General features: G+C 70.7%; 20 protein-coding genes. 9 read left to right on the top strand and 11 right to left on the bottom strand.

Annotation, left to right across the window (positions count from 1 at the left end; translation table 11 throughout):
• The first annotated feature begins 101 nt into the window (after nucleotides 1-101).
• Together ACQEU1_RS05165 and ACQEU1_RS05160 are read left to right on the top strand one after the other, a co-directional pair.
• Nucleotides 102-449 carry a PadR family transcriptional regulator gene (locus ACQEU1_RS05165; protein WP_433196747.1) on the top strand — a complete coding sequence of 116 codons (348 nt, stop codon included), beginning with the start codon at nucleotides 102-104 and terminating at the stop codon, nucleotides 447-449.
• Nucleotides 446-1324, top strand: a complete 879-nt coding sequence (locus ACQEU1_RS05160; RefSeq protein ID WP_433196745.1) for a hypothetical protein — start codon at nucleotides 446-448, stop codon at nucleotides 1322-1324. The genes ACQEU1_RS05165 and ACQEU1_RS05160 overlap by 4 nt, the downstream gene beginning before the upstream one ends.
• On the opposite strand, the gene ACQEU1_RS05155 is transcribed toward ACQEU1_RS05160, so the two are convergent.
• Nucleotides 1321-2727 (bottom strand): MFS transporter, encoded by a 1407-nt coding sequence (locus ACQEU1_RS05155; protein ID WP_433196743.1) that lies wholly within the window; start codon nucleotides 2725-2727, stop codon nucleotides 1321-1323. The two genes, ACQEU1_RS05160 and ACQEU1_RS05155, sit on opposite strands and share 4 nt — an antisense overlap.
• Nucleotides 2728-2781: 54 nt before the next feature.
• Nucleotides 2782-3543, bottom strand: coding sequence for a glycerophosphodiester phosphodiesterase (locus ACQEU1_RS05150; RefSeq protein WP_433196741.1), 762 nt, complete (start codon nucleotides 3541-3543; stop codon nucleotides 2782-2784).
• 295 nt (nucleotides 3544-3838) lie between these two features.
• Here ACQEU1_RS05150 and ACQEU1_RS05145 point away from each other — a divergent pair, with 295 nt between their 5' ends.
• From ACQEU1_RS05145 to ACQEU1_RS05135, 3 genes are all read left to right on the top strand, one after another.
• Nucleotides 3839-4180: a hypothetical protein gene (locus ACQEU1_RS05145; protein ID WP_030475304.1), complete on the top strand. Its 342-nt coding sequence runs from the start codon at nucleotides 3839-3841 to the stop codon at nucleotides 4178-4180.
• 72 nt (nucleotides 4181-4252) lie between these two features.
• Nucleotides 4253-6256: an EAL domain-containing protein gene (locus tag ACQEU1_RS05140; RefSeq protein ID WP_433196738.1), complete on the top strand. Its 2004-nt coding sequence runs from the start codon at nucleotides 4253-4255 to the stop codon at nucleotides 6254-6256.
• Between the two features lie 51 nt (nucleotides 6257-6307).
• A complete protein-coding gene (locus ACQEU1_RS05135; RefSeq protein ID WP_433196736.1) occupies nucleotides 6308-6916 on the top strand; it encodes a VOC family protein in 609 nt (202 codons plus the stop codon).
• On the opposite strand, the gene ACQEU1_RS05130 is transcribed toward ACQEU1_RS05135, so the two are convergent.
• Complete coding sequence (locus ACQEU1_RS05130) at nucleotides 6909-7316, bottom strand: hypothetical protein (RefSeq protein WP_433196734.1); 408 nt, start codon at nucleotides 7314-7316, stop codon at nucleotides 6909-6911. The genes ACQEU1_RS05135 and ACQEU1_RS05130 overlap by 8 nt on opposite strands.
• 16 nt (nucleotides 7317-7332) lie before the next feature.
• Nucleotides 7333-7797, bottom strand: a complete 465-nt coding sequence (locus tag ACQEU1_RS05125) for a PPOX class F420-dependent oxidoreductase (protein ID WP_433211334.1) — start codon at nucleotides 7795-7797, stop codon at nucleotides 7333-7335.
• 10 nt (nucleotides 7798-7807) lie between these two features.
• Between ACQEU1_RS05125 and ACQEU1_RS05120 the strand changes: the two genes are divergently transcribed.
• Nucleotides 7808-8650 carry an alpha/beta fold hydrolase gene (locus ACQEU1_RS05120; protein ID WP_433196732.1) on the top strand — a complete coding sequence of 281 codons (843 nt, stop codon included), beginning with the start codon at nucleotides 7808-7810 and terminating at the stop codon, nucleotides 8648-8650.
• A gap of 84 nt (nucleotides 8651-8734) precedes the next feature.
• On the opposite strand, the gene ACQEU1_RS05115 is transcribed toward ACQEU1_RS05120, so the two are convergent.
• From ACQEU1_RS05115 to ACQEU1_RS05105, 3 genes are all read right to left on the bottom strand, one after another.
• The gene (locus ACQEU1_RS05115) at nucleotides 8735-9922 is read right to left on the bottom strand and encodes a diguanylate cyclase (protein WP_433196730.1); all 1188 of its coding nucleotides are present in this window, start codon (nucleotides 9920-9922) and stop codon (nucleotides 8735-8737) included.
• 230 nt (nucleotides 9923-10152) lie between these two features.
• Nucleotides 10153-11412 (bottom strand): MFS transporter, encoded by a 1260-nt coding sequence (locus ACQEU1_RS05110; RefSeq protein WP_433196728.1) that lies wholly within the window; start codon nucleotides 11410-11412, stop codon nucleotides 10153-10155.
• A 3-nt stretch (nucleotides 11413-11415) separates the two neighbouring features.
• Nucleotides 11416-12900, bottom strand: a complete 1485-nt coding sequence (locus tag ACQEU1_RS05105) for a carboxylesterase/lipase family protein (protein WP_433196726.1) — start codon at nucleotides 12898-12900, stop codon at nucleotides 11416-11418.
• Nucleotides 12901-13038: 138 nt separating this feature from the next.
• Here ACQEU1_RS05105 and ACQEU1_RS05100 point away from each other — a divergent pair, with 138 nt between their 5' ends.
• The 3 genes from ACQEU1_RS05100 to ACQEU1_RS05090 are packed head-to-tail and all read left to right on the top strand — an operon-like array spanning nucleotide 13039 to nucleotide 15907.
• A complete protein-coding gene (locus ACQEU1_RS05100) occupies nucleotides 13039-13695 on the top strand; it encodes an HAD family hydrolase (RefSeq protein ID WP_433196724.1) in 657 nt (218 codons plus the stop codon).
• Entirely contained in the window at nucleotides 13692-14696 is a 1005-nt protein-coding gene (locus ACQEU1_RS05095; RefSeq protein WP_433196722.1) for a phosphotransferase family protein, read from the top strand. The genes ACQEU1_RS05100 and ACQEU1_RS05095 overlap by 4 nt, the downstream gene beginning before the upstream one ends.
• Nucleotides 14696-15907 carry an acyl-CoA dehydrogenase family protein gene (locus ACQEU1_RS05090; protein WP_433196720.1) on the top strand — a complete coding sequence of 404 codons (1212 nt, stop codon included), beginning with the start codon at nucleotides 14696-14698 and terminating at the stop codon, nucleotides 15905-15907. Before ACQEU1_RS05095 ends, ACQEU1_RS05090 begins: the two co-directional genes overlap by 1 nt.
• 338 nt (nucleotides 15908-16245) lie before the next feature.
• Here the strand turns inward: ACQEU1_RS05090 and ACQEU1_RS05085 are convergent, their stop codons facing one another.
• From ACQEU1_RS05085 to ACQEU1_RS05070, 4 genes are read right to left on the bottom strand one after another with little or no spacing between them, the layout of a single operon-like run.
• Entirely contained in the window at nucleotides 16246-16602 is a 357-nt protein-coding gene (locus ACQEU1_RS05085) for a VOC family protein (protein WP_433196718.1), read from the bottom strand.
• A 10-nt stretch (nucleotides 16603-16612) separates the two neighbouring features.
• Nucleotides 16613-17326 (bottom strand): poly-gamma-glutamate hydrolase family protein, encoded by a 714-nt coding sequence (locus ACQEU1_RS05080; protein ID WP_433196716.1) that lies wholly within the window; start codon nucleotides 17324-17326, stop codon nucleotides 16613-16615.
• A gap of 59 nt (nucleotides 17327-17385) precedes the next feature.
• Nucleotides 17386-18234, bottom strand: coding sequence for a S66 peptidase family protein (locus tag ACQEU1_RS05075; RefSeq protein ID WP_433196714.1), 849 nt, complete (start codon nucleotides 18232-18234; stop codon nucleotides 17386-17388).
• On the bottom strand, nucleotides 18231-20117 hold the full coding sequence (locus ACQEU1_RS05070; protein WP_433196712.1) for a prolyl oligopeptidase family serine peptidase: 1887 nt from the start codon (nucleotides 20115-20117) through the stop codon (nucleotides 18231-18233). The genes ACQEU1_RS05075 and ACQEU1_RS05070 overlap by 4 nt, the downstream gene beginning before the upstream one ends.
• Between the last annotated feature and the right edge of the window lie 38 nt (nucleotides 20118-20155).

Below are 20155 nucleotides of genomic sequence, written 5' to 3'. Positions count from 1 at the left end.
AACTTCTTGGACTGCTCGATAGTTTCAGTGTTGACCGAAGGCAACCCTTCACCGGTTGCTCCGCTTCCCGATATAGCTCGCGCCGCGATATATTCAGCGACATGAGTGGTCGGGTCATGTCCGAGCAGACGTTCTTGGTGCTCACCGCGCTGGCGGAGGAGCCGCTGCACGGCTACGCCATCGTGCAGGCGGTCGAGCAGCTGTCGGAGGGGCGGATGGCGCTGCGGGTCGGCACGCTGTACGGGGTGCTGGACAGGTTGGTGGCGGACGGGTTCGCCGAACGCGACCGCGAGGAGGTGCACCAGGGGCGGCTGCGGCGCTACTACCGGCTCACCGACTCCGGGGTGCGGGCGTTGCAGGCCGAGGTCGCGCGGCTCAGCGCCAACGTGCGGGCGGCGAGTGCCGTGCTGAAGACCCGAGGTGTCCAGGCGTGGGCGGGGCGAGCATGAGGAACCTGGAGCGGCGGTACCGGGCGTTGTTGAAGGTGTTGCCGCGGTGGTACCGGCAGGACCGCGAGGAGGAGATGGTCGGGATCTTCCTGGCCGAGCGGGACGACGACCTCGACCTGGAGCACAGCTGGCCGGGGTGGGGGGAGACGTGGGCGGTCCTGGGGCTGGCGGTCAGGACCCATCTCGCGGCCGGGGCGGCGATGACCAGCGTGCCGGCGAAGGTCGTGTGGCGGGGCGAGGTCGTGCGGGCGCTGGGGATGCTCGGGTTGTTGCTGGGGGTGTACTACGCGACGGCGGCGGTCGTGAACCTCGCCGCCGGGGTGCGGCAGGACCTGAGCTGGTGGCGGGTGGTGGAGCTGGCGCCGCTGGTCGCCTTCCCGGCGTTGCTCACCGGGCGGCGGACGCTCGCGAAGGTCGCGGCGGCGGCTCCGGCGTTGTTGTCGGTACCGGCGCTGGTCCAGCCGGGGCCTGCGGCGGCGATGTGGGCGGTGTTCCAGTTGCCGTCGCTGGTGACGTTCGCGTGTCTGTGTCTGGGGTTCCACCGGGAGGCTCCGACGCCACCGGCGGCCAGGTTGCTGTGGTGGGGTGGGGGAGCGGTGGTGCTCGGTGTCGTCGGCGGGTTCGCGACGGGGACCGGGCTGGCTTTGCTCGCGCTCACGACGGTGGCGCTGCGGGTGTTCGCGTTCGTGCGCGGGGACGCGGTGTTCGGGCGCGCGTTGTCGTTGTTCGCCCTGGTTCAGCTGGTGCCGTTGGTGTTCCTGGTGCTGGCGTGGGACGAGGTCGTCACGTCCAGGACGTTGATCGTGGTGTTGCTGGTTCTCGCGGTGGTGTTGCCGGTGCGGCGCCGCTCGAAAGCGGCGCCGCGGGTGACCTAGACGAGGGCGGGCTCTTCGTTGCCGACGGCCTTGATGGCGCGGCGGACGGGCACGAAGATCAGCAGGACGAAGCCCGCGACGAAGAAGATGATCAGGGCGAGGATGGCGGGGCGGAGGCTGCCGGTGGCCTGGCCGACGCCCGCGAACACCAGGGGGCCGAGCCAGCTGGTGGAGCGTTCGCCGACCTCGTAGAGCGAGAAGTACTGGGCTTCGCGGCCGGGCGGGACCATCTGGCTGAAGAGGCTGCGGGACAACGCGTTGGTGCCGCCCAGCACGATGCCGATGCCGGCGGCGACGAGGTAGAACGAGGTCTCGTCGCCTGCCTTGACGAAGAACGCGGCGGTGATCACGACGATCCAGACGACGAGCGAGCCGAGGATCGTCTTCTTGGCGCCGATGCGCTTGGCGACGAAGCCGTGCAGGACGCCGCCGACGAAGGCGACGAACTGGACGATGAGGATGACGGTGATCAGCGTCTGCTGTTCGAACTTGAGCTCGACGCTGCCGTACTGGGCGCTGACGTTGGCGACGGTGGCGATGCCGTCGGTGTAGATCAGGTAGGTGCCGAGGAACGCGAGGGTGAGCGGGAAGGCCTTGGCCTGCCTGAGCGTCGTGCCGAGTTCCTTGAAGCCGGCGGAGATGACGGACGTGCCGTGTTCGCCGCCGTGGGGCCGCTGGTGTTCGGTCAGCGCACGGAGCGGGATGATCGTGAAGGCGGCCCACCAGACGCCGGAGATGACGAACGCGATGCGCGCGGCGTCGCCCGAGGTGATGCCGAGGAAGTCGGCGCCGAGGGTGATGCCGAGCTGGATGGCGAGGGCGACGCCGCCGCCGAGGTAGCCGAAGGCCCAGCCGCGGCTGGAGACGGCGTCGCGTTCGTCGGGCAGGGCGATCTCGGGCAGGAAGGCGTAGTAGACGACGACGCTGGCGCCGTAGCAGATGTTGGCGATGATGAAGAAGACGACGCCGAGCTTCCAGTTGGTGCCTTCGACGGCGGCGAGCGCGATGGTGGCGGCGGAGCCGGTGAAGGCGAAGGCGCCGAGCATCTTCTTCTTGTTCTGGGTGCGGTCGGCGATGGCGCCCATGACGGGCAGCACGATCACCTGGACCACGGTGGCGACGGAGAGCAGGTAGCCCCAGAGGGAGCCGCTGGGGAACTGGAGTCCGAGGATCGTGACGTCGCAGTTGGCGAAGGCGTTGTCGTTCGCGCACGGGTTGGTCCCGTTGAGCGCGGTGTCGGCCTTGGCGGCGTTGGTCGCGATGCTCGTGAGGTAGAGCGAGAGGAAGACGGTGATCACGGACGTGGGGAACACGGAGTTCGCCACGTCGTACCAGACCCAGCCGCGTTGTTCTTTTTTGCGGCGCCGCGTGGTGTTGGCGGTGTCGTCGCCCGTGCTCTTCATGTCGGCGGACTGTACTTGTCCGCCGACCGCGCTGATGATCTGTGGTCCAACCTGTTACCAGCTGTTGCGGGACTGGAGAACTTCGCGCAGGAGATCTGGCCTGTCGGTGACGAGTCCGTCGACGCCGAGGTCGAGCAGGGCGCGCATGTCGGCTTCGTCGTCGACGGTCCAGACGTGGACTTCGAGTGCTCTGCGGTGGGCTGCTTGGACGAAGCGGCGGTCGACGATGTGCAGGCGGCCCTGGCTGACGGGGACCTGGGCGACCTGGCCGCGGACGGCGGCTCCGGCGAGGGGGATGCGGCGGGCGGCCCAGAGGGCGCCGGCGGAGCGGGGGCCCATCGAGGTGAGCAGTTCGGGGCCGGCGATCTTGCGCAGGCGGGCGAGGCGGTTGTCGCTGAAGCTGGCGAGGCAGACGCGGTGCATCGCCTTGGTCTTGCGGAGCAGGGTGATGATCGGTGTGACGGCCTGTTCGGACTTGACGTCGATGTTGAAGAAGGTGCCGGGGAGTTCTTCGAGGACGTCGGCGAGGCGGGCGACGGGTTCGCGGCCGCCGATGCGGGCGCGGCTGACCTCGGTCCAGGGGAGTGCGGCGACGTGGCCGTGGGCGTCGGTGGTGCGGTCGAGGGTGTCGTCGTGGTGGACGACGACGTGTCCGTCGGCGGTGGCGTGGACGTCGGTCTCGATGTAGCGGTAGCCCTCCTGCACGGCCCTGCGGAACGAGCTGAGCGAGTTCTCCATGCCGGCGAGGTCTCCGACGTGCCAGCCGCGGTGGGCGAAGGCCCTGGGGCGGGGGCCTGCGAGGTAGGGATGTGTCACAGGTGGTGAGTGTGCCTTCCGGCGGTGGCTCCGGGGTGGACAGTGGGTGGCGACACACTTTCTGATTGACCACTATTTCTTCAGTGTGGACCAAAATCTTGCCTCACGGCCAATCAACCCAGCGAGACCCTGGTGCAAAGCAGCAGAGGACCGGCGGAAAGCAACGGAAGTTGATCAAACCGGCCCCGAAAGCGACACGAACGGCCCTGCGGGTACTGTCCGGTTCCCTACGAAGGTCGGGCTTTCTGGCGCGTCGCTGGAGACCACCCACCGCAGTTCGCTACCGTCGCGCGCCATGGAGCGCTCCATGGAGGCGGATGAGCCCAGGCACTGCGCGTGGTGCGGGAGGCGGTTGCCCGGGAGCGGGCGGATCGGCCGGCCGAGGCGGTACTGCGCGCAGCCGTGCCGTCAGCGCGCGTACGAGCGCAGGGCGGCGTTGCAGCGGGGTGGTCTGCCGGAGGACGCGGTGGTGCTGAGCACCGCGGAGCTGGCGGATCTGCAGGACAGGTTGTTCCAGCTGCGGTGCGCCGCGGAGGATGTGGTGACGGCGGCGCAGGACGGGGCGGAGAACGAGGAGCTGAGGAAGCTGGCGGCGGAGCTGGTGGAGTCGGCGAAGGGTCTGGAGCGGCTGCGATAGCCGTTCGCACAACAGCGAACTGACCGGCGTAGCGGGTTGCTTACGTCCGGTGATCGGACGATCATGACGCGCGTGACCTCCTACTGCCGCACGGTGCTGGACCGGGCGGGTGTCGGCTATGCCGTGACGGACTCGCGCGGGAACCTGTTGTGGTGCAACCGCGCGTTGGGTGTTGTGCTGGGGGTTCCGGTCGAGCAGGCGTACGGGCGGTCGTTGCCCGCGTTGCTGCCGGGCGTGCCCGAGGTGCCCGCTCCTGTGCGGGAAGTGCTGGTGCCGGGGCCGAAGTGGCTCGAGGTGCGGTGCTCGAAGCTGGGTGACGACCTGATGTACGAGGTCGTGGACGTGACGGCGTGGCGTGATCGTGAGCTGACGGTGACGCAGGAGGCGGACGCGTTGCGCCGGGCGCAGGCGCTGGGGCGCATGGGGACGTGGGAGTGGTCGATCCGCGACGACCGCGTGACCTGGTCCGACAGCTTCCTGGAGATGTTCGGGTTCGCGCCGGGCACCGCGTTCGACTTCGGGCTGTACTCGCAGCTGGTGCATCCGGAGGACCTGCCGATGATCGAGGAGACCCTCGACAACGCGTTGAAGACCGGGTCGGTGTTCACCTACACGCACCGGATGTTGCGGCCGGACGGCAAGGAGCGCGTCTTCGAGTGCTTCGGCGAGGTCGTGCTGGGTGATGACGGCGCGCCGTTGCGCGCGCTGGGCACGGCGCACGACGTCACGCAGTCGTCGCGGGTGCACGACGAGCTGGTGCGCATGGCCGAGCAGGACCCGCTGACCGGGTTGCCGAACCGGCGTGCGTTGACGCGGGCGTTGGAGCAGGAGCTCGCGAACAACGGTTCCGGCGCGTTGCTGGTGCTGGATCTGGACAACTTCAAGGACGTCAACGATCTGCGCGGGCACGCGGTGGGTGACCGGGTGATGCGGATGCTGGCGTCGGCGTTGCAGTCCCGTCTGGGTGACAGGCTGATCGCTCGTCTGGGTGGTGATGAGTTCGCGGTGGTGTTGCCGGGGGCGTCGCCGAAGGACGCGTCGGAGGTCGCCGACGGGTTGCGGGACGCGGTGGCCGGGTTCCCCCTGGCGGGGATCGGGACGCCGGCGCGGATCACGGTGAGCACGGGGCTGGCGGAATTCGGTCCTGGTGACTCGTGGGAGCTGGTGCTGGCGAACGCGGATCTGGCGTTGTACGCGTCGAAGGCGGCGGGCCGGGACCGGGTGACGGTGTACGAGCCGAACCACTACGCGGACACGGTGAAGCGGGTCAGCGTGCTGGACCGGTTGCGGGCGGCGCTCGCGGGTGGCGGGCTGGCGCTGTACGGGATGCCGATGGTGGAGCTGGCGACCGGTGAGGTGCTGGGGCACGAGTTGTTGCTGCGCCTGGAGGACGGTCAGGAGCCGTACCTGGGTCCTGCGGACTTCCTGCCGGTGGCGGAGCGGTCGAACCTGATCCTCGAGGTCGACCGGTGGGTTCTGACGACGGCGATCGAGGCGTTGGTGGCGCAGCCGGATCCGCGGTTGCGGTTCAACGTGAACGTGTCGGGCCGGACGCTGGAGGATCCGGACTTCGGCGGGTTCGTGCTGGACATGCTCGGGTCGGCCGGGGTGGCGCCTGGCCGGTTGGGGCTGGAGATCACGGAGACGGCGGCGGTGACGAACCTGGACGCCGCGGTGACGCTCGCGACGCAGCTGCGCGGGTTCGGGTGCCGGATCACGCTGGACGACTTCGGGTCGGGGTTCGGGTCGTTCGTGCACCTGAAGCACCTGCCGATCACGGGGATCAAGATCGACGGCGAGTTCGTGAAGGGCATCGAGACCTCCGACGCGGACGCGGTGCTGGTGTCGGGGATCGTGCAGATCGCCAACGGGCTCGGGTTGTCGGCGGTGGCGGAGTGGGTGGAGCGTCCGTCCCAGGTGGACGCTTTGAAGGGGCTGGGCGTGCAGGTGGGGCAGGGTTTCCACCTCGGCAGGCCGGTGCCGTTGAGTGACATCGTGAGCGCGGAGCGCATGCCGCCGAATGGCGCATTGTCGTCTCAGGTGGTCGGAGCAGAGGATGGTGCCCGCCGCCCCTGATCCCCGCTTGATCGGATACCCGTGTCGTCTTGTGGTCTTCGCCGTCTTGAGTTGAGCGTTGCCGAGCCGGAGAAGTCGGTGGACTTCTTCGCCGGGGTTCTCGGGTGGACGGTGATCGCGGAGCCGGGTGGGTCGTTCTCGGGCTGGGTCGGTGACCGGCTCGCGGCGCAGGTCGGTGCGGGAGAACAGGGTTGGACCGTGTTCTTCGGCGGTGACGAGGCGCGGGAGCTGAAGGTCAACTCCTGTGTGGACGGCGGGCGGGTGCTGCACGGTCCGTGGGCGCCGCCGCCGCGGTCGGGTGAGCCGTGCTGGGTGGAGCTGTCTGCCGGCGTGGCCGAGGACGGGTACTGGCTCGGTGAGCTCGGCTGGGAGAGCCGTGACGTGGCCGAGGACCTGGTGGTGTTCACGTCGTCACGGCATGGTGACGCGCGTGCGGTGGCGGGAAGGCTGAGGTCGTCGGACGGGGACGGCTGGCGGCCGTTCTTCGCGGTCGACGATCTGGACGGCGCGGTGGCGCGGGTGTCCGAGTTGGACGGTCGTGTGCTGCGGGAGCCGACGACCGTGCCAACCGGACGGATCGCGTCGATCGAGGGCCCGCACGGCGGTTCCTGCGTGCTGCTGGAGAAGCCGGCGGGCTGGGGCGGTGCGTGGTCTAGCTGACCGCGTGGTCCGGCTGAACGGGGTCGCGGTCCAGGAACGCGATCGCGAGCAGGACGAGGCCGGTGGCGATGCTGACGCCGGCGTTGAGCAGCAGGTCGCTCGTGGCCATGCCGATCTCCCGGCCCCAGTAGGCGAGCTGTGAGCCCGCGTCCCAGAACAGGTACAGCAGCGCGTTGACCAGGATGATCTTGCGCCGGTCCCGTGCCTGCCGCAGGCCCATCGCGATGATCGTGACGGCGATGATCAGCACGTGGTAGCCGGCGACGGCGTACCACTGGAACGCGCGGGTGGGCGTCATCTCGCCGCCGAGGTAGGCGCGGTCGGTGAGCGCCGGGTCGAAGGTGAGCACGACGGCCTGGAGCAGGTTGAACGCGATGTAGACCCAGAGGACGATCCTCATCCAGGGCTTCACCGGGTCACTGGTCCAGTTCGGGTGGGAAGCCGCCGGTGGCGACGGGGCCCCAGGTGTCGATGGTGACGCGGATGAGGGACTTGCCCTGGCGGAGCATGGCGGCGCGGTACTCGTCCCAGTCGGGGTGTTCCCCGGCGATGCAGCGGTAGTACTCGACGAAGTCCTCCAGCGCCTCGGGCAGGTCGAGGACCTCGGCGGTGCCGTCGATCTGGACGTAGGCGTCGTTCCAGTCCTCCGACAGCACGCACATCGTGACGCGCGGGTCGCGGCGGGCGTTGCGGACCTTGGCGCGCTGGGGGTAGGTCGCGATGACGATGCGGCCCTCGGTGTCGACGCCGCAGGAGACGGGCGAGACCTGCAGGCCGTCGGTGGTGCTGCGGTGGGTGATGAGGACGCCGTGGTGGCGGGTTTTGAGGAACTCGAGCAGCTGCGGCCGGTCGACGAGGTCGGCCGTGGCGATCTTCGGCATGATGTGCAGCATGGCACGCTTCACCTCGTTCGACGGCACCGAACTCGCCTATCGGGAAGTGGGTGAGGGGGTTCCGCTGCTCGTGCTGGCGGGTGGTCCCGGCAGGGCGTCGGAGTACCTGGGGACGCTGGGCGGGCTGGACGCGGCGCGGCGGCTGGTCGTGCTGGACAACCGGGGCACGGGCGAGTCGGACGAGCCGGCGGATCCGTTCACCTATCGGCGGGACATGCTGGTGCGCGACGTCGAGATGCTGCGCCGTCACCTCGGGCTGGACGTGGTGGACGTGCTCGGGCACTCCGCGGGCGCCGGGATCGCGATGGGGTACGCGGCGGACTTCCCCTCCCGTGTCGGGAGGCTCGTGCTGCTCACGCCCGCGTTGCGCAGCGCCGGGTTGTCGCCGGAGCAGTCCGACTGGGACGCGTTCCTGGCCGCCCGCACGGGTGAGCCGTGGTTCGAGGCCGCCACGGCCGCGCTGGAGCGCAACGCGGCCGGTGACGACTCGGTGGAGAACCGGGTCGCGGCCTCGCCGTTGCTGTACGCGCGGTGGGACGAGACGACGAAGGCGCACGCCGAGGCTGAGCTGGGGCAGTGGAAGTACGAGGTGGCGGCGGGCTACAACGCCGAGGGCGCGTTCGTGCCGGGTGTGCTGCGGCGCGCGCTGGCCGAGTTCGACCACCCGGTGCTGGTGTACGCGTGCTCGGAGGACCCGATCTCGCCGGTACGGCGGTGCGTGGAGCTCGCGGCACTGTTCCCGGACGTGACGCTGCACGTGCACGAGGGCGTGGGGCACTACCCGTGGGTGGAGGAGCCCGCGGCGGTGGCGGCGCGCCTGGCGGAGTTCCTGGGGGCTTAGGCCCTGTCCTGCGAGTCCGCCGGGCGGCACCGCCTCCGGGTCGCTCGCCCGCGCCTGCCGCCTGACGGACTCGCAGGTCGGCGCCTAGAAGACCTGGGCGGTGGCGACGCGGTCGCGGCCGTTGCTCTTGGCCTGGTAGAGGGCTTCGTCGGCGGCCAGCAGCAGCGGGCTGAGCTCGGTCGCGGTGTCCGGGAAGACCGCGGCGCCCACGGAGGCGGTGAGTCCGGCGACGACCTGGTCCTCGCCGAGCCGGTCGACCACGAGGATGTGCAGGCTCGCGATCTCGAACCGGATGCGTTCGGCGGTCTCCCTGACCTCGTCGGTGCTCACCCCGGGCAGCAGCACGGCGAACTCCTCGCCGCCGAAGCGGCCCACGAGGTCGTAGGAGCGCACCGAGTGCTTCAACGCGTCGGCGACGGCGCGCAGGACGCGGTCGCCGGCGAGGTGGCCGTAGGTGTCGTTGATCAGCTTGAAGTGGTCGAGGTCGAGGATCAGCACGCCGACGGTGGAGGTCAGGCGGCGGGCGCGTTGCAGTTCGCGTTCGGCGACGTCGTGCCAGAACGTGGCGTCGACCAGGCCGGTCTTGGAGTCGGTGCGGGCGGCGACGCGGAACTGCGGCAGCAGCAGCCCCATGTGCAGGGCGAGCACGGTGAGCAGCAGCATCGGCGTGAGCCACGGCCGCCAGTTCAGGATGATCGCGACCCCGGAGCCCAGGCCCACCGAGGCGAGCACGATCAGCACGTCCGAGGCGTTGCCGAGCGCGGTGCGCAGGGGGTTCTGGCGGTTGGTGAAGTAGATGGCCGCCACGACCATCGCATAGTTGATGAACCAGTACAGCGCGCCGGCCGTAACCAGAGCCAACAGGCCGAGCGGGCCGTCAACGTCAACAGCACGGTCCGGAAAGAGACCTAGGACGAGTTGCGCCACGGCACTGCCCAGGACGACAGTGGCCGCGGAGAACACCTTGCGGAACAGGACCGCCCGCCGCTTGTAGACCCGGTACCACGAGTGCGTGTAGCTGATGACGATCAGCGCCACGAGCAGTGGCATCGGTAGTACGAGCACGCCCGCGAACAGCCACACCGACTGCATGTGGGCGTGCGGTGACCCTTCGGCCCCGATTTCGCGGATCCGTTCGATTCCCCGTGCCGCTTCCAGGTGCACCACGGCACCACCGGCGAGCAGCAGGAACCAGGGCCAGTTCAAGGCCTCGGCAGGGGTACGCCATGCGGTGGCGAGCGTGACGAGGGTCGCCAGAACAACCACCGTCACGACATAGGCCAGCACCACAGGAGGAAGCGACCATAACTTCCACCGGCGCGGGTCGAGCCAAGGCACGCTGCCACCCCCACACCACCGTCCAGGAACCAACCACTGTAGCTACCGGGTCACGCAAAGTCGTGGCTCCATGTGGGGGACCTCACCGTGAGTAGTCCTCACAGTTCGCACGCCACAAACCTCTGCATCAACCGCACAACGAACACCCATAGGAGCAGTCATGATCAACCGCGCTTCCGCCACCGGCCGTCCCGTCCGTCCGACCGACTGGCTGCGTCCGACCGACTGGGCCCGTCCGACCGACTGGCGTCGCTGAGCCACCACAGGATCGCCGCACCGCCCGCCGCGAGCACCCCGAGTGCTCCGGCGGCGGCGACGACCCGGTGCACCGCGACGGTCTCGGCCGCCACACCCGCCAGCGCCACCCCCACTCCTTGGGACACGCGCAACGCGGTGACGGCCAGACCGAAGGCCTGACCTCGTGACTCGTCCGGCACGGCGCGCACGAACCGCGTGTTCGCGACCAGGTGATAGGCACTGGCCGCCCCGGACAGCGCGAACATCCCCACACTGACGACCAGGCCCGGCCGCAGCGCGGCCGGGACGAGAACCGCGCACGCCGCGATGGCGAGCCACGGCATCCACCGCAGCTGCCTGTCCTCTTTGAGGTGGGCGACGACGAGCATGCCCGCGGCCGCGCCCGCCGCGTAGGCGCCGAAGATCATGCCCACGCCGGCCGGCCCGGCGCCCAGATGTGCCGCGTACGGCACGGCGAGTGCCTCGCCGACGATGTAGAACCCGGACACGCAGGCGAGCGCGACCAGCGCCCGCAGCCGCCGGTCACCCCACACCAGCCTCGTTCCGCCGACCAGGTCCGTCGGCCACGCCCTGCGGTGCGCCCGTCGTGGCGCGGGCCGGTCCAGCAGGAACACGCCGAGCAGGAACGCCGACACCCCGAACGTCACCGCGTCCGCGACCAGCACCAGCGCCGGTCCGAACCACGCCACCAGCGCGCCGCCCGCGATGAACCCGGCGACCTGCGCCGCCTGCGTCACCGTGCCCATCACGGCCTGGCCCAGCGGATAGCGTTCGTCGGGCAGCACGTGCGGCAGCAACGCCGCCCGCGCCGCGCCGTGCGGCGCCCCGGCGAACTGCACCAGCACCACCACCGCCGCGAGCACCCACAACGGCAGCCCCGGCACGGCTATCACCAGCAACAGGGCCGCCCGCACGAGATCGGCGGCCACCATCACCTGCTTGCGTTCGAACCTGTCGGCGAGCCCCGACAGCAGAGGCCCGCCGATCAGGTCCGGCAGGAACGTCAACGCGTACGCCAGCGCGGTCAGCCCGGCGCTGGCGGTGCGGTCGTAGACGTGCACCGTCAGCGCGACCCTGGCGAACTGGTCCCCGGCCACCGACACCACGTGCGCCGTGAACAACGCACGGAACTCGCGATCACTCGCGAGGGCGCGGTAGCCGGGCATGCCTCACATGGTGGACCAGAACCCGCACTGATGATCCCGGGCGAAGTCGGCCGGGCCGACGCCGCTCGCGTTGAGCGACTGCACCTCGGCCCGCCAGCCGGGGTCACCGGTGCGTGCGAACCGGCCCCACGCCGCGATCATGTAATCCGACAGCTCGCGCTGCTTAGCCGTGAGCGGCAGGCCCTCGAACTCGAACAGCAGCGGGAGCTCCGAGGCGTGGAACGCCCTGTAGCCGCCGGGGAACTCCGGCAGGCCGGGGAAGAACATCGGTATGTCCTTGTCCGCGAACTCGTAGCCCGACACGCGCCCGCGCAACTCGGCGCGCGTCGTCTGCGCGGTGCACGACCACAGCTTGTCCGTCAGCAGCCGGGCGATCTCGTCCCGTGCGTCGCCGTTGCCGTTCACCGGGTAGCGCGCGGCGACCTTCTCGGCGTTCGTGGTGAACAACCCGGCCAACGCCTGCCCGTACGCGGCCTCCGGGATGGGCTGCGGGAACACCTGCGGCATGAACAGTGTCATCTCGTCGTGCGTGGTGCCCACCAACGACGGCACCCGATGCATGCGGCCCGTCCGTTGCGCCACCACCGGGTCGATCGGCAACACGGCCGTGTCGAACGCCGGCGTGGAGAACCGCTCGTGCACCTCCAGCAGCTTGTCCACCGGTAACGCGCGCAAGCACGCCAGGTCGGCGCACCCGGCCGCGCCGACGCCGCTCTGCTCCACCTCGGTGCGCGGCTTCCACAGGTGCGTGAACGTCCCCGGCGCGTCCGGTGCCTGCACCCCGCACGGCCCGGACTGCATGATCGCCTTCGCGAACAGTCCCGCCGCCCGCGGTGACGCGAGCTGCGCGCAGATGCTGAGCGCGCCGGCGGACTCGCCGAACACCGTCACGTTCCGCGCGTCCCCGCCGAACGCCCGCGCGTTGCGCTGCACCCACTTCAGCGCGGCCTGCTGGTCGGCGAGGCCGAACGTGCCGGAGCCGGGCAGCCCGGGGTAGCCGAAGAACCCGAACACGCCGAGCCGGTAGTTCACCGTCACCACGACGGCGTCGTTCTTCGTCGCCAGCCAGCGGGCGTCGTACATCGACGCGCCACCGGAGACGAACGACCCGCCGTGGATCCACACCATCACCGGCCGCGGCTTGGGCGAGGTCGACGCCGGGGTGGTGACGTTCAGGTACAGGCAGTCCTCGGCCTGCGACGGCTGCCCGCCCAGCTCCGCGGTCTGCGCGCACATCGGCGCGGGCACCGTCGCGTCTCGCACCCCCTGCCACGCGTTGGCAGGCTGCGGATCACGCCACCTGTTCGCCCCCACCGGGGGAGCGGCGAACGGGATGTTCCCGAACGTCCGCGCCTGCTGCGTCACCGTGCCGCGCACGGCACCCTTGTCCGTCCGGACGACCGAGCCGTCCCCGGCGTGTGCCGCCGGCACTCCTATGACGGCGAACGCCATCACGGCGGCCGCGGCCACCGTCGCAATCCTTGCCATGTAGACCCCCTTCGGACTCGAACGTAGCGAGGGCCGGGCAGGACCGGGAACCGCAGAAAGGCAGATGTTCCAGGTCCGAAAGTTGTCGTCCGCCCTCCCCGGTTGCCGACATACCGACCGGTCGGTACCCTCCGATCCGTGGGTGACACAACGCTTCCTCAGCAGCCGCTGGTCGACGCCCTGATCTTCGACTGGGGCGGCGTCCTGACCGTCTCCGTGCCCGAGTTCGTCGGGGCCTGGCTGCACGCCGAGTCCATCGACCGCGAGGTCTACGGCCGGATCATGCGCGACTGGCTCAGCCGCGAGGCGCTGCCGGGCAACCCGGTGTTCCGGCTGGAGACCGGCGAGCTGACCGTGCCCGAGTTCGAACGCCTGCTCGCCGCCGAGCTGATCACCGTCGAGGGCGCGCGGGTCGAGGAGAACGGGCTGCTCAAGCGCATGTTCGGCGGCGCAACGCCCGACCCGGCCATGGTCGAGCTCGTGCGCAAGGCCCGCGCCGCCGGTCTGCACACCGCGCTGCTGTCCAACAGCTGGGGCGAGGGCTACCCGAAGGACCTGCTGCTCGAGCTGTTCGACACGATCGTCATCAGCGGGCGGATCGGCCTGCGCAAACCCGACGAGGCCATCTACCGGCACACCCTGGAGCAGGTCGGGATCCCGGCCGGCCGGTGCGTGTTCTTCGACGACGCGCCGATCAACGTCGAAGCCGCCCAGGCCGTCGGCATGCACGCCTTCCGCCACACCGGCGCCGAGAGCACCCGCGCCCACCTCGCCACCCTGGGAGTGACCCTGTGACCGACCTTCCCGGCCTCGACCTCGGCGCGCTCGCCGCCCACCTGGGCACCGGCCCGCTGACCGGTGAGCTGTTCCGCGGCGGCCGCTCCAACCTCACCTACCGCGTCAGCGACGGCAGCCAGAGCTGGGTGCTGCGCCGCCCGCCGCTCGGCCACGTCCTCGCCACCGCGCACGACATGGCCCGCGAGTTCCGCGTCATCTCCGCACTGGCCGGCACGGCGGTCCCCGTCCCGGGAGCGCGGCAGCTGGTCGAGGACACCTCCGTCATCGGCGCGCCGTTCTACCTCATGGAGGAGATGCCCGGCGCCGCCCTGCGCGAACGGTCGCAGTGCCCGTGGCTCACCCCCGAGCAGGCCCGCACCCTGTCCGAACGGCTCGTGGACGTGCTCGCCGACCTGCACTCCGTCGACCCCGACTCGGTGGGGCTCGCGGACTTCGGCCGCCCGGAAGGGTTCCTCGCCCGGCAGGTCAAGCGGTGGAGCAAGCAGCTCGACGCCTCCCGCAGCCGCGACCTGCCCGGCATCGAGGAACTGCGCGACAAGCTCGCCGACACCGTCCCCGCCTCACCGCGGGCGACGATCATCCACGGCGACTACCGCCTCGACAACGCGCTGGTCACCCAGGAACCCCTGGCGATCAGCGCGGTCCTGGACTGGGAGATGGCCACCCTCGGCGACCCGCTCGCCGACCTCGGCCTGCTCTACGTCTACTGGGCAGGCCTGGGCGCCGACAACGACCCCATCACCGGCGGCGTCACGTCCCTGCCCGGGTTCCTGACCGCGGACGAGCTCGTCGCCCGCTACACCGCCCGCACCGGCACCGACACCTCCGGCCTCGGCTGGTACATCGCCTTCGGCTACTTCAAGCTCGCCGTCATCGTCGAAGGCATCCACTTCCGCTTCGCCAGCGGCAAGACCGTCGGCGCCGGCTTCGAAAAGCTCGGCGCGTTCACCGTTCCCCTCGTGCGGCAAGGACTCGCCGCCGCCCACAAGGAGCTCTAATGGACTTCGCCTACGACGCCAAGACCGAGGAACTGCGCACCAAGCTCCTCACGTTCATGGACGAGCACGTCTACCCGGCAGAAGCGGTCCTCGAACAGCAGCTGCACGACGCCGCCGACCCGTGGGAACGCCAGCCGGTCCTCGAGGAGCTCAAGGCCGAGGCACGCCGCCAGGGCCTGTGGAACCTCTTCCTGCCCGACGCCGAGCACGGCGGCGGCCTCACCAACCTGCAGTACGCGCCGCTCGCCGAGATCACCGGCCGCAGCCCCCACCTCGCCCCCGAGGCGTTGAACTGCGCCGCCCCGGACACCGGCAACATGGAAGTCCTCGCCATGTTCGGCACCGACGAGCAGAAGAAGCAGTGGCTGCAGCCGCTGCTCGACGGCGAGATCCGCTCCGCGTTCTGCATGACCGAACCCGACGTCGCGAGCTCCGACGCCACCAACATCGCCACCCGCATCGATCGCGACGGCGACGACTACGTCATCAACGGCCGCAAGTGGTGGTCCTCGGGCGCGATGAACCCCAACTGCGCCATCTTCATCGTGATGGGCAAGACCGACCCCGACGCCGAACGCCACCGCCAGCAGGCCATGATCCTCGTGCCGCGCGACACCCCCGGCGTCACCGTCAAGCGCGCCATGCACGTCTTCGGCTACGGCGACCACGCCCACGGCGGCCACGCCGAGATCGTCTTCGACAACGTCCGCGTCCCCGCCTCGAACCTGATCGCAGGCGAGGGTGAGGGCTTCGCGATCGCCCAGGCGCGCCTGGGCCCCGGCCGCATCCACCACTGCATGCGCCTGATCGGCATGGCCGAACGCGCCCTCGAACTCATGTGCAAGCGCGCCCTGTCGCGCGTCGCGTTCGGCAAGCCCATCGCCGCCCAGGGCGTCGTGCACGAGTGGATCGCCGAGTCCCGCGTCCGCATCGAACAGGCCCGCCTGCTCGTGCTCAAGACCGCGTGGCTGATGGACACCGTCGGCAACAAGGGCGCCCACACCGAGATCCAGGCCATCAAGATCGGCGTCCCCGCCATGACCGAATGGGTCCTCGACAAGGCCATCCAGGCCCACGGCGGCGCCGGCGTCAGCCAGGACTTCCCGCTGGCCGAGCTGTGGGCCGCCACCCGCACGCTGCGCCTCGCCGATGGCCCCGACGAGGTCCACCGCATGTCCCTGGCGAAGCGCGAGCTCAAGAAGTACGCGTAAGTCGCCGGTCGTGAGGCGGGTGTCGCGCCCGCCTCACGCTCCGCCAGCTCTGATGTCCGGTGGGCTGGTCAGCCGGGTGATGGGTGGCCGGCCTCCTGGAGCAGAGCGGGCTCGGCGGTGATTGCAGAAATCGATCCGGCCGGGCAGTGCGGTTCGGCGTTCGGTTTCTGACTGGTAGTGGCGGGCGTAGGCCCAGCCGGACGGCGAACGGTCATGTCCGCGCCCATGAACAGGTTCGCCGCTTCGGCAGGCCGCCAGTTTGCTCGACGATCAGACGCGTCAGGCGCAGCCGCGCACGTGGCGTCAGGGTCGGACACGAAGGTCCCCGGACCTCACATCTAGGCCTTGAACAGGCAGAACGGGTGCCCGTCGGGATCGAGGAGCACCCGCACGCCCGGCTGCGGCTGCTCCTCGGCCAAGGCCGCCCCGCACCCGAGCGCGTGCCCGACCGCGGCCTCCAGGTCCTCGACCTCGACGTCCAGGTGCTGCGACGCGGTCTGCTCACCCGCTCGCGCGGGCCACACCGGCCTGCGGAAGCACGCCTCGTGCTCGAAGTTCAGCGTCAGCCCGCCCGGCACCCGCACCTGCGCCCAGTCCGGCTCCGTGCGGCTCACCGACCCGCCCAGCAGCCGCGCGTAGAACGCGGCCAGCTCCAGGGGTCGTGCCGTACCCACCGTGACCGACGTGAGGCGCATGACCGGCACGCTAGTTGTTCAGCGCCTCGCGGGCCGCCAGCGCCGCCCGGCACGCGTGCACGAAGTCCCAGAACACCTCGGTCGTCGTGTGCCGCCGGTCCGACCGCGAGTTCTCCTCGAACATCGCCGACCGCAACGGCGTCGTCAGCTCCAGCTGCCCGCCCTGCCGCGAGCGCGTCCGGTTCGCGATGTTCGCCCGGTCGAACCCGCCCAGTATCGGGTGGTCCACCGCGTCGATCGTGTGGAACCCGGCTCTGCGCAGCCGCGTGAGCAGCTCGACGCGCAGCACCGCGTCCCTGCCGCCCACCAGCACGGCCCGGTCGTGGTCCTCCAGCCCGGCCGCCGCCGCGGTGCACCCGTGCAGGCCCAACGCGTGCGAGGCGCCGGACACGAGCGTGCGTGCCACCCGGTCGTCGCAGTTCGACGACGTCACGTGCAGCTCGTCGTTGGAGGCCGTGCGCAGTCCCTCGAACATCCAGTAGTCGTGGGTCTGCCCGATCGGCACCCGCGTGCCGGGGTGGAAACCCGCGATGGCCAGGCACAACTCGGACGTCCCGACCTCGATGCCGCCGCCGTGCGGGGCGAGGACGACGGAGGGCGTGCGGGGGCGGTGCCGCTTGAAGCGACGCCGGTAGTCCACCCGTTCCACCAGTCGGGGATCGGCGTAGAGGTCGGAGTTGGACGCGTAGACGTCTAACGCCGCCCACTGAGGCTGGGGTCTCATGGCGGCAGGAAGCCTACCTGCCGTCACCCGGTCGGCCGCCGCCCACCGGGTGACGACACTCACACCACTGTCAGAGTTCGTGCCGCCACGTCCAGCGCCGCGGGCACACCCAGCGGCAGCGACCACGACCCCGCGCAGTGCCCGAACCCGAAGTCACCCAGGATCGGCACGCCCAGACCCGACAACCTGTCCGCGAGGACGTCGGCGACGTCCCCGCAGTCCGTCCACGAGCCCAGCACGATCCCCGACACCGGCTCGAACCAGCCGGCCCGCAGCAGCTGCGTCAGGATCCGGTCCAGCCGGTAGGCCTCCTCGCCGATGTCCTCCAGCAACGCGATCGCGCCCTCGGCCGGCCGTTCCCAGCGCGGCCCGCCCACCGACGCCGCCAGCAACGCGGTGTTCCCGCCCACCAGCACGCCCCGCGCCCGGCCGGGCACCACGGGCGTGCCGGCCGTCCACGACGACACCCCGTCGAACAACACCGACCGCAGCCGTTGCTGCGCCACCGGGTCGTCCACGAAGTCCGCCGTGCCCGGCATCGGGCCGAACACCGTCGGCTGGCCCACCGCGTTGAGCTCCGCGTGCAGCACCGTCACGTCCGACGAACCCACGAACACCCGCTGCGGCAGCGACTTCCACGGCACCAGATCCGTCATCCGCAGGCACCCGTAGCCGCCGCGCACGCAGAACACCGCCGTCACGTCCGAGCGCCACGCGTCGGCGAACTCCCGCGCCCGCGCCTCGTCCGGCCCGGCCAGGTACGGCAACGCCCACGGCCGCACCACAGGTGTGGTGACCTCCAGGCCCCACGAGCGCAGCACCTCGGCGCCCGCCGCCACCCGCGAGGGAAGGGCCGGGCCGGCCGGTGACACCAGCGCGACCCGATCCCCTGCAGCGAGCAGCTTCACTCCGACAGTTCCAGCACCGGCACACCGGGCGGGACGAACCCGAACGCCTGCCCGTAGAACGACAGCTCCGCCTCCAGCGCCGTCTTGATGTTCTGCGCCATCCGGAACCCGTGCTGCTCGCCCTCGAACGTCAGGTAGGCGTGCGGGATCCCGGACCCGGCGAGATCGGCGGCGAACCGGTCCGCCTGCTCCGGCGGGCAGATCTCGTCCTCCAGGCCCTGCAACAGCAGCACCGGACCCGACACCGACCGCGCCTTCGTCGACGGCGACCGGTCCCGGTAGCGGTCCGCGGCCTCCGGCAGCGTGCCGACCAGGCCCTCCACGTACCGCGACTCGAAGTCGTGCGTCTCGCCGCCCTCCGACGTCCAGCCCGCCAGGTCCAGGATCGGGAACGCGACCATGCCGCACCGGTAGACGTCGGTCGAGGTCAGCGACGCCGCCGACGTCCAGCCGCCCGCCGAGCCGCCCCGGATGCCCAGCCGCTGCGGATCCGCCGTGCCCTCCTTCGCGAGCTCCTGCGCGACGAACGCGCAGTCCGCGACGTCCACGACACCCCACTGCTCGCGCAGCCGCTCCCGGAACGCCCGCCCGTAGCCGGTCGAGCCGCCGTAGTTGACCGCCACCACGCCGATGCCGCGGCTGGTGAAGTAGGCGATGTCGCTGTCGAGCTTGGGCAGCGCCCGTCCCGTGGGACCGCCGTGCACGTGCACCACGTACGGCGGCAGCTCGTCCTCCGGGCCCTCGAAGTCCGGGTTGGACGGCGCGTACACGTAGGCGGGGATCTCCCCGAACATCCGCTCGACCGGTTCCGGCAGGTACGCCTCCTCAGGGGAGGACTCGCCGCCGGTGAGGTAGGTGAGCTCGCCGTTGGACAGGTCCAGGCGCACCACCGCGAAGTCCGACGTCGGGCCCGCCGCCGCGCAGATCACCACGCCGTCGCGCACCGACAGGTCCGGCACCCACGTCGGCAGGTCGGTCTGCACGTCGGTGACCGTCGCGCTGCGCTCGTCGAGCACCGCGAGGCTGCCCGAGCGCACGACCAGGTACCGGCCGGGCGAGAGCGTGGCGAACCAGCGGTTGCCCAGCCGCCACATCGGCCCGCCGAGCTCCTCCTCGACCGGCGCGAGGTTCTTCCGCGTGCCGTCGGGGGAGACGCGGTGCAGGTTCCACCAGCCGTCCGGGTCGGTCAGCGCCAGCAGGGAGTCACCCTCCCACTCGAACTGGCACACCGCCTCCGTCTCCGAACCCGCGACGACCTCGTGGGTGGCCGATCCGACCTCGGCGACGCACAGCTCGGTGCCGTCCCACGGCATCTGCGGGTGGTTCCAGCCGATCCACGCGAACCGCGTGCCGTCCGGGCTGATCTTCGGGCCCGTCATGAAGTGGTGGGACGCCCCCAGCACCCTGACTTCACCGGAACGTGTGATCGCCACCAGGTCCCGCGCGATGTCCGTGCGCGCCTCACCCGTGACGGTCTCCCGCACGCACCACACCTCGCCGTCCGGACCGGCCGACAGGTCCGAGTACCGCACCCCGTGGTGGCGGTCCGGCGCGGGCGTCAACGGCGTCGGCTCGGGCGCGTCCGGGTTGAACACGTAAACGCGCTGGTCGTCCCAGTGCGTGAACGCCACCAGGTCGTCCGCGAGCACCACGAACGGCCGCCCGCCGTACTCGTGCACCCGGTTGCGGGCGTTCCACGGCGCGGGCAGCACCTCCACGCCGTCGCGCACCAACGCCACCCTGCCGGCCTGCGCGGGCCGGCTCTCCGCCCACCACACGCGATCGGCGTGCAGGTCGGCCCACTGGAACCCACCGCCGGGTTTCGAGGTGTCTCCCGCCGTGATCGGCGAGGTCCAGGTCCCGTACGAAGCGATCTTCACCACAACCCGACCCTATACGCGGAGTGTTTGGTGGGGGAGGA

Origin of the sequence: Lentzea sp. CA-135723, assembly GCF_050936595.1 — a bacterium.
GTDB lineage: Bacteria > Actinomycetota > Actinomycetes > Mycobacteriales > Pseudonocardiaceae > Lentzea.
The sequence above is the reverse complement of the archived record's forward strand: the minus strand, read 5'-3'. Positions and strand labels throughout refer to the sequence as shown.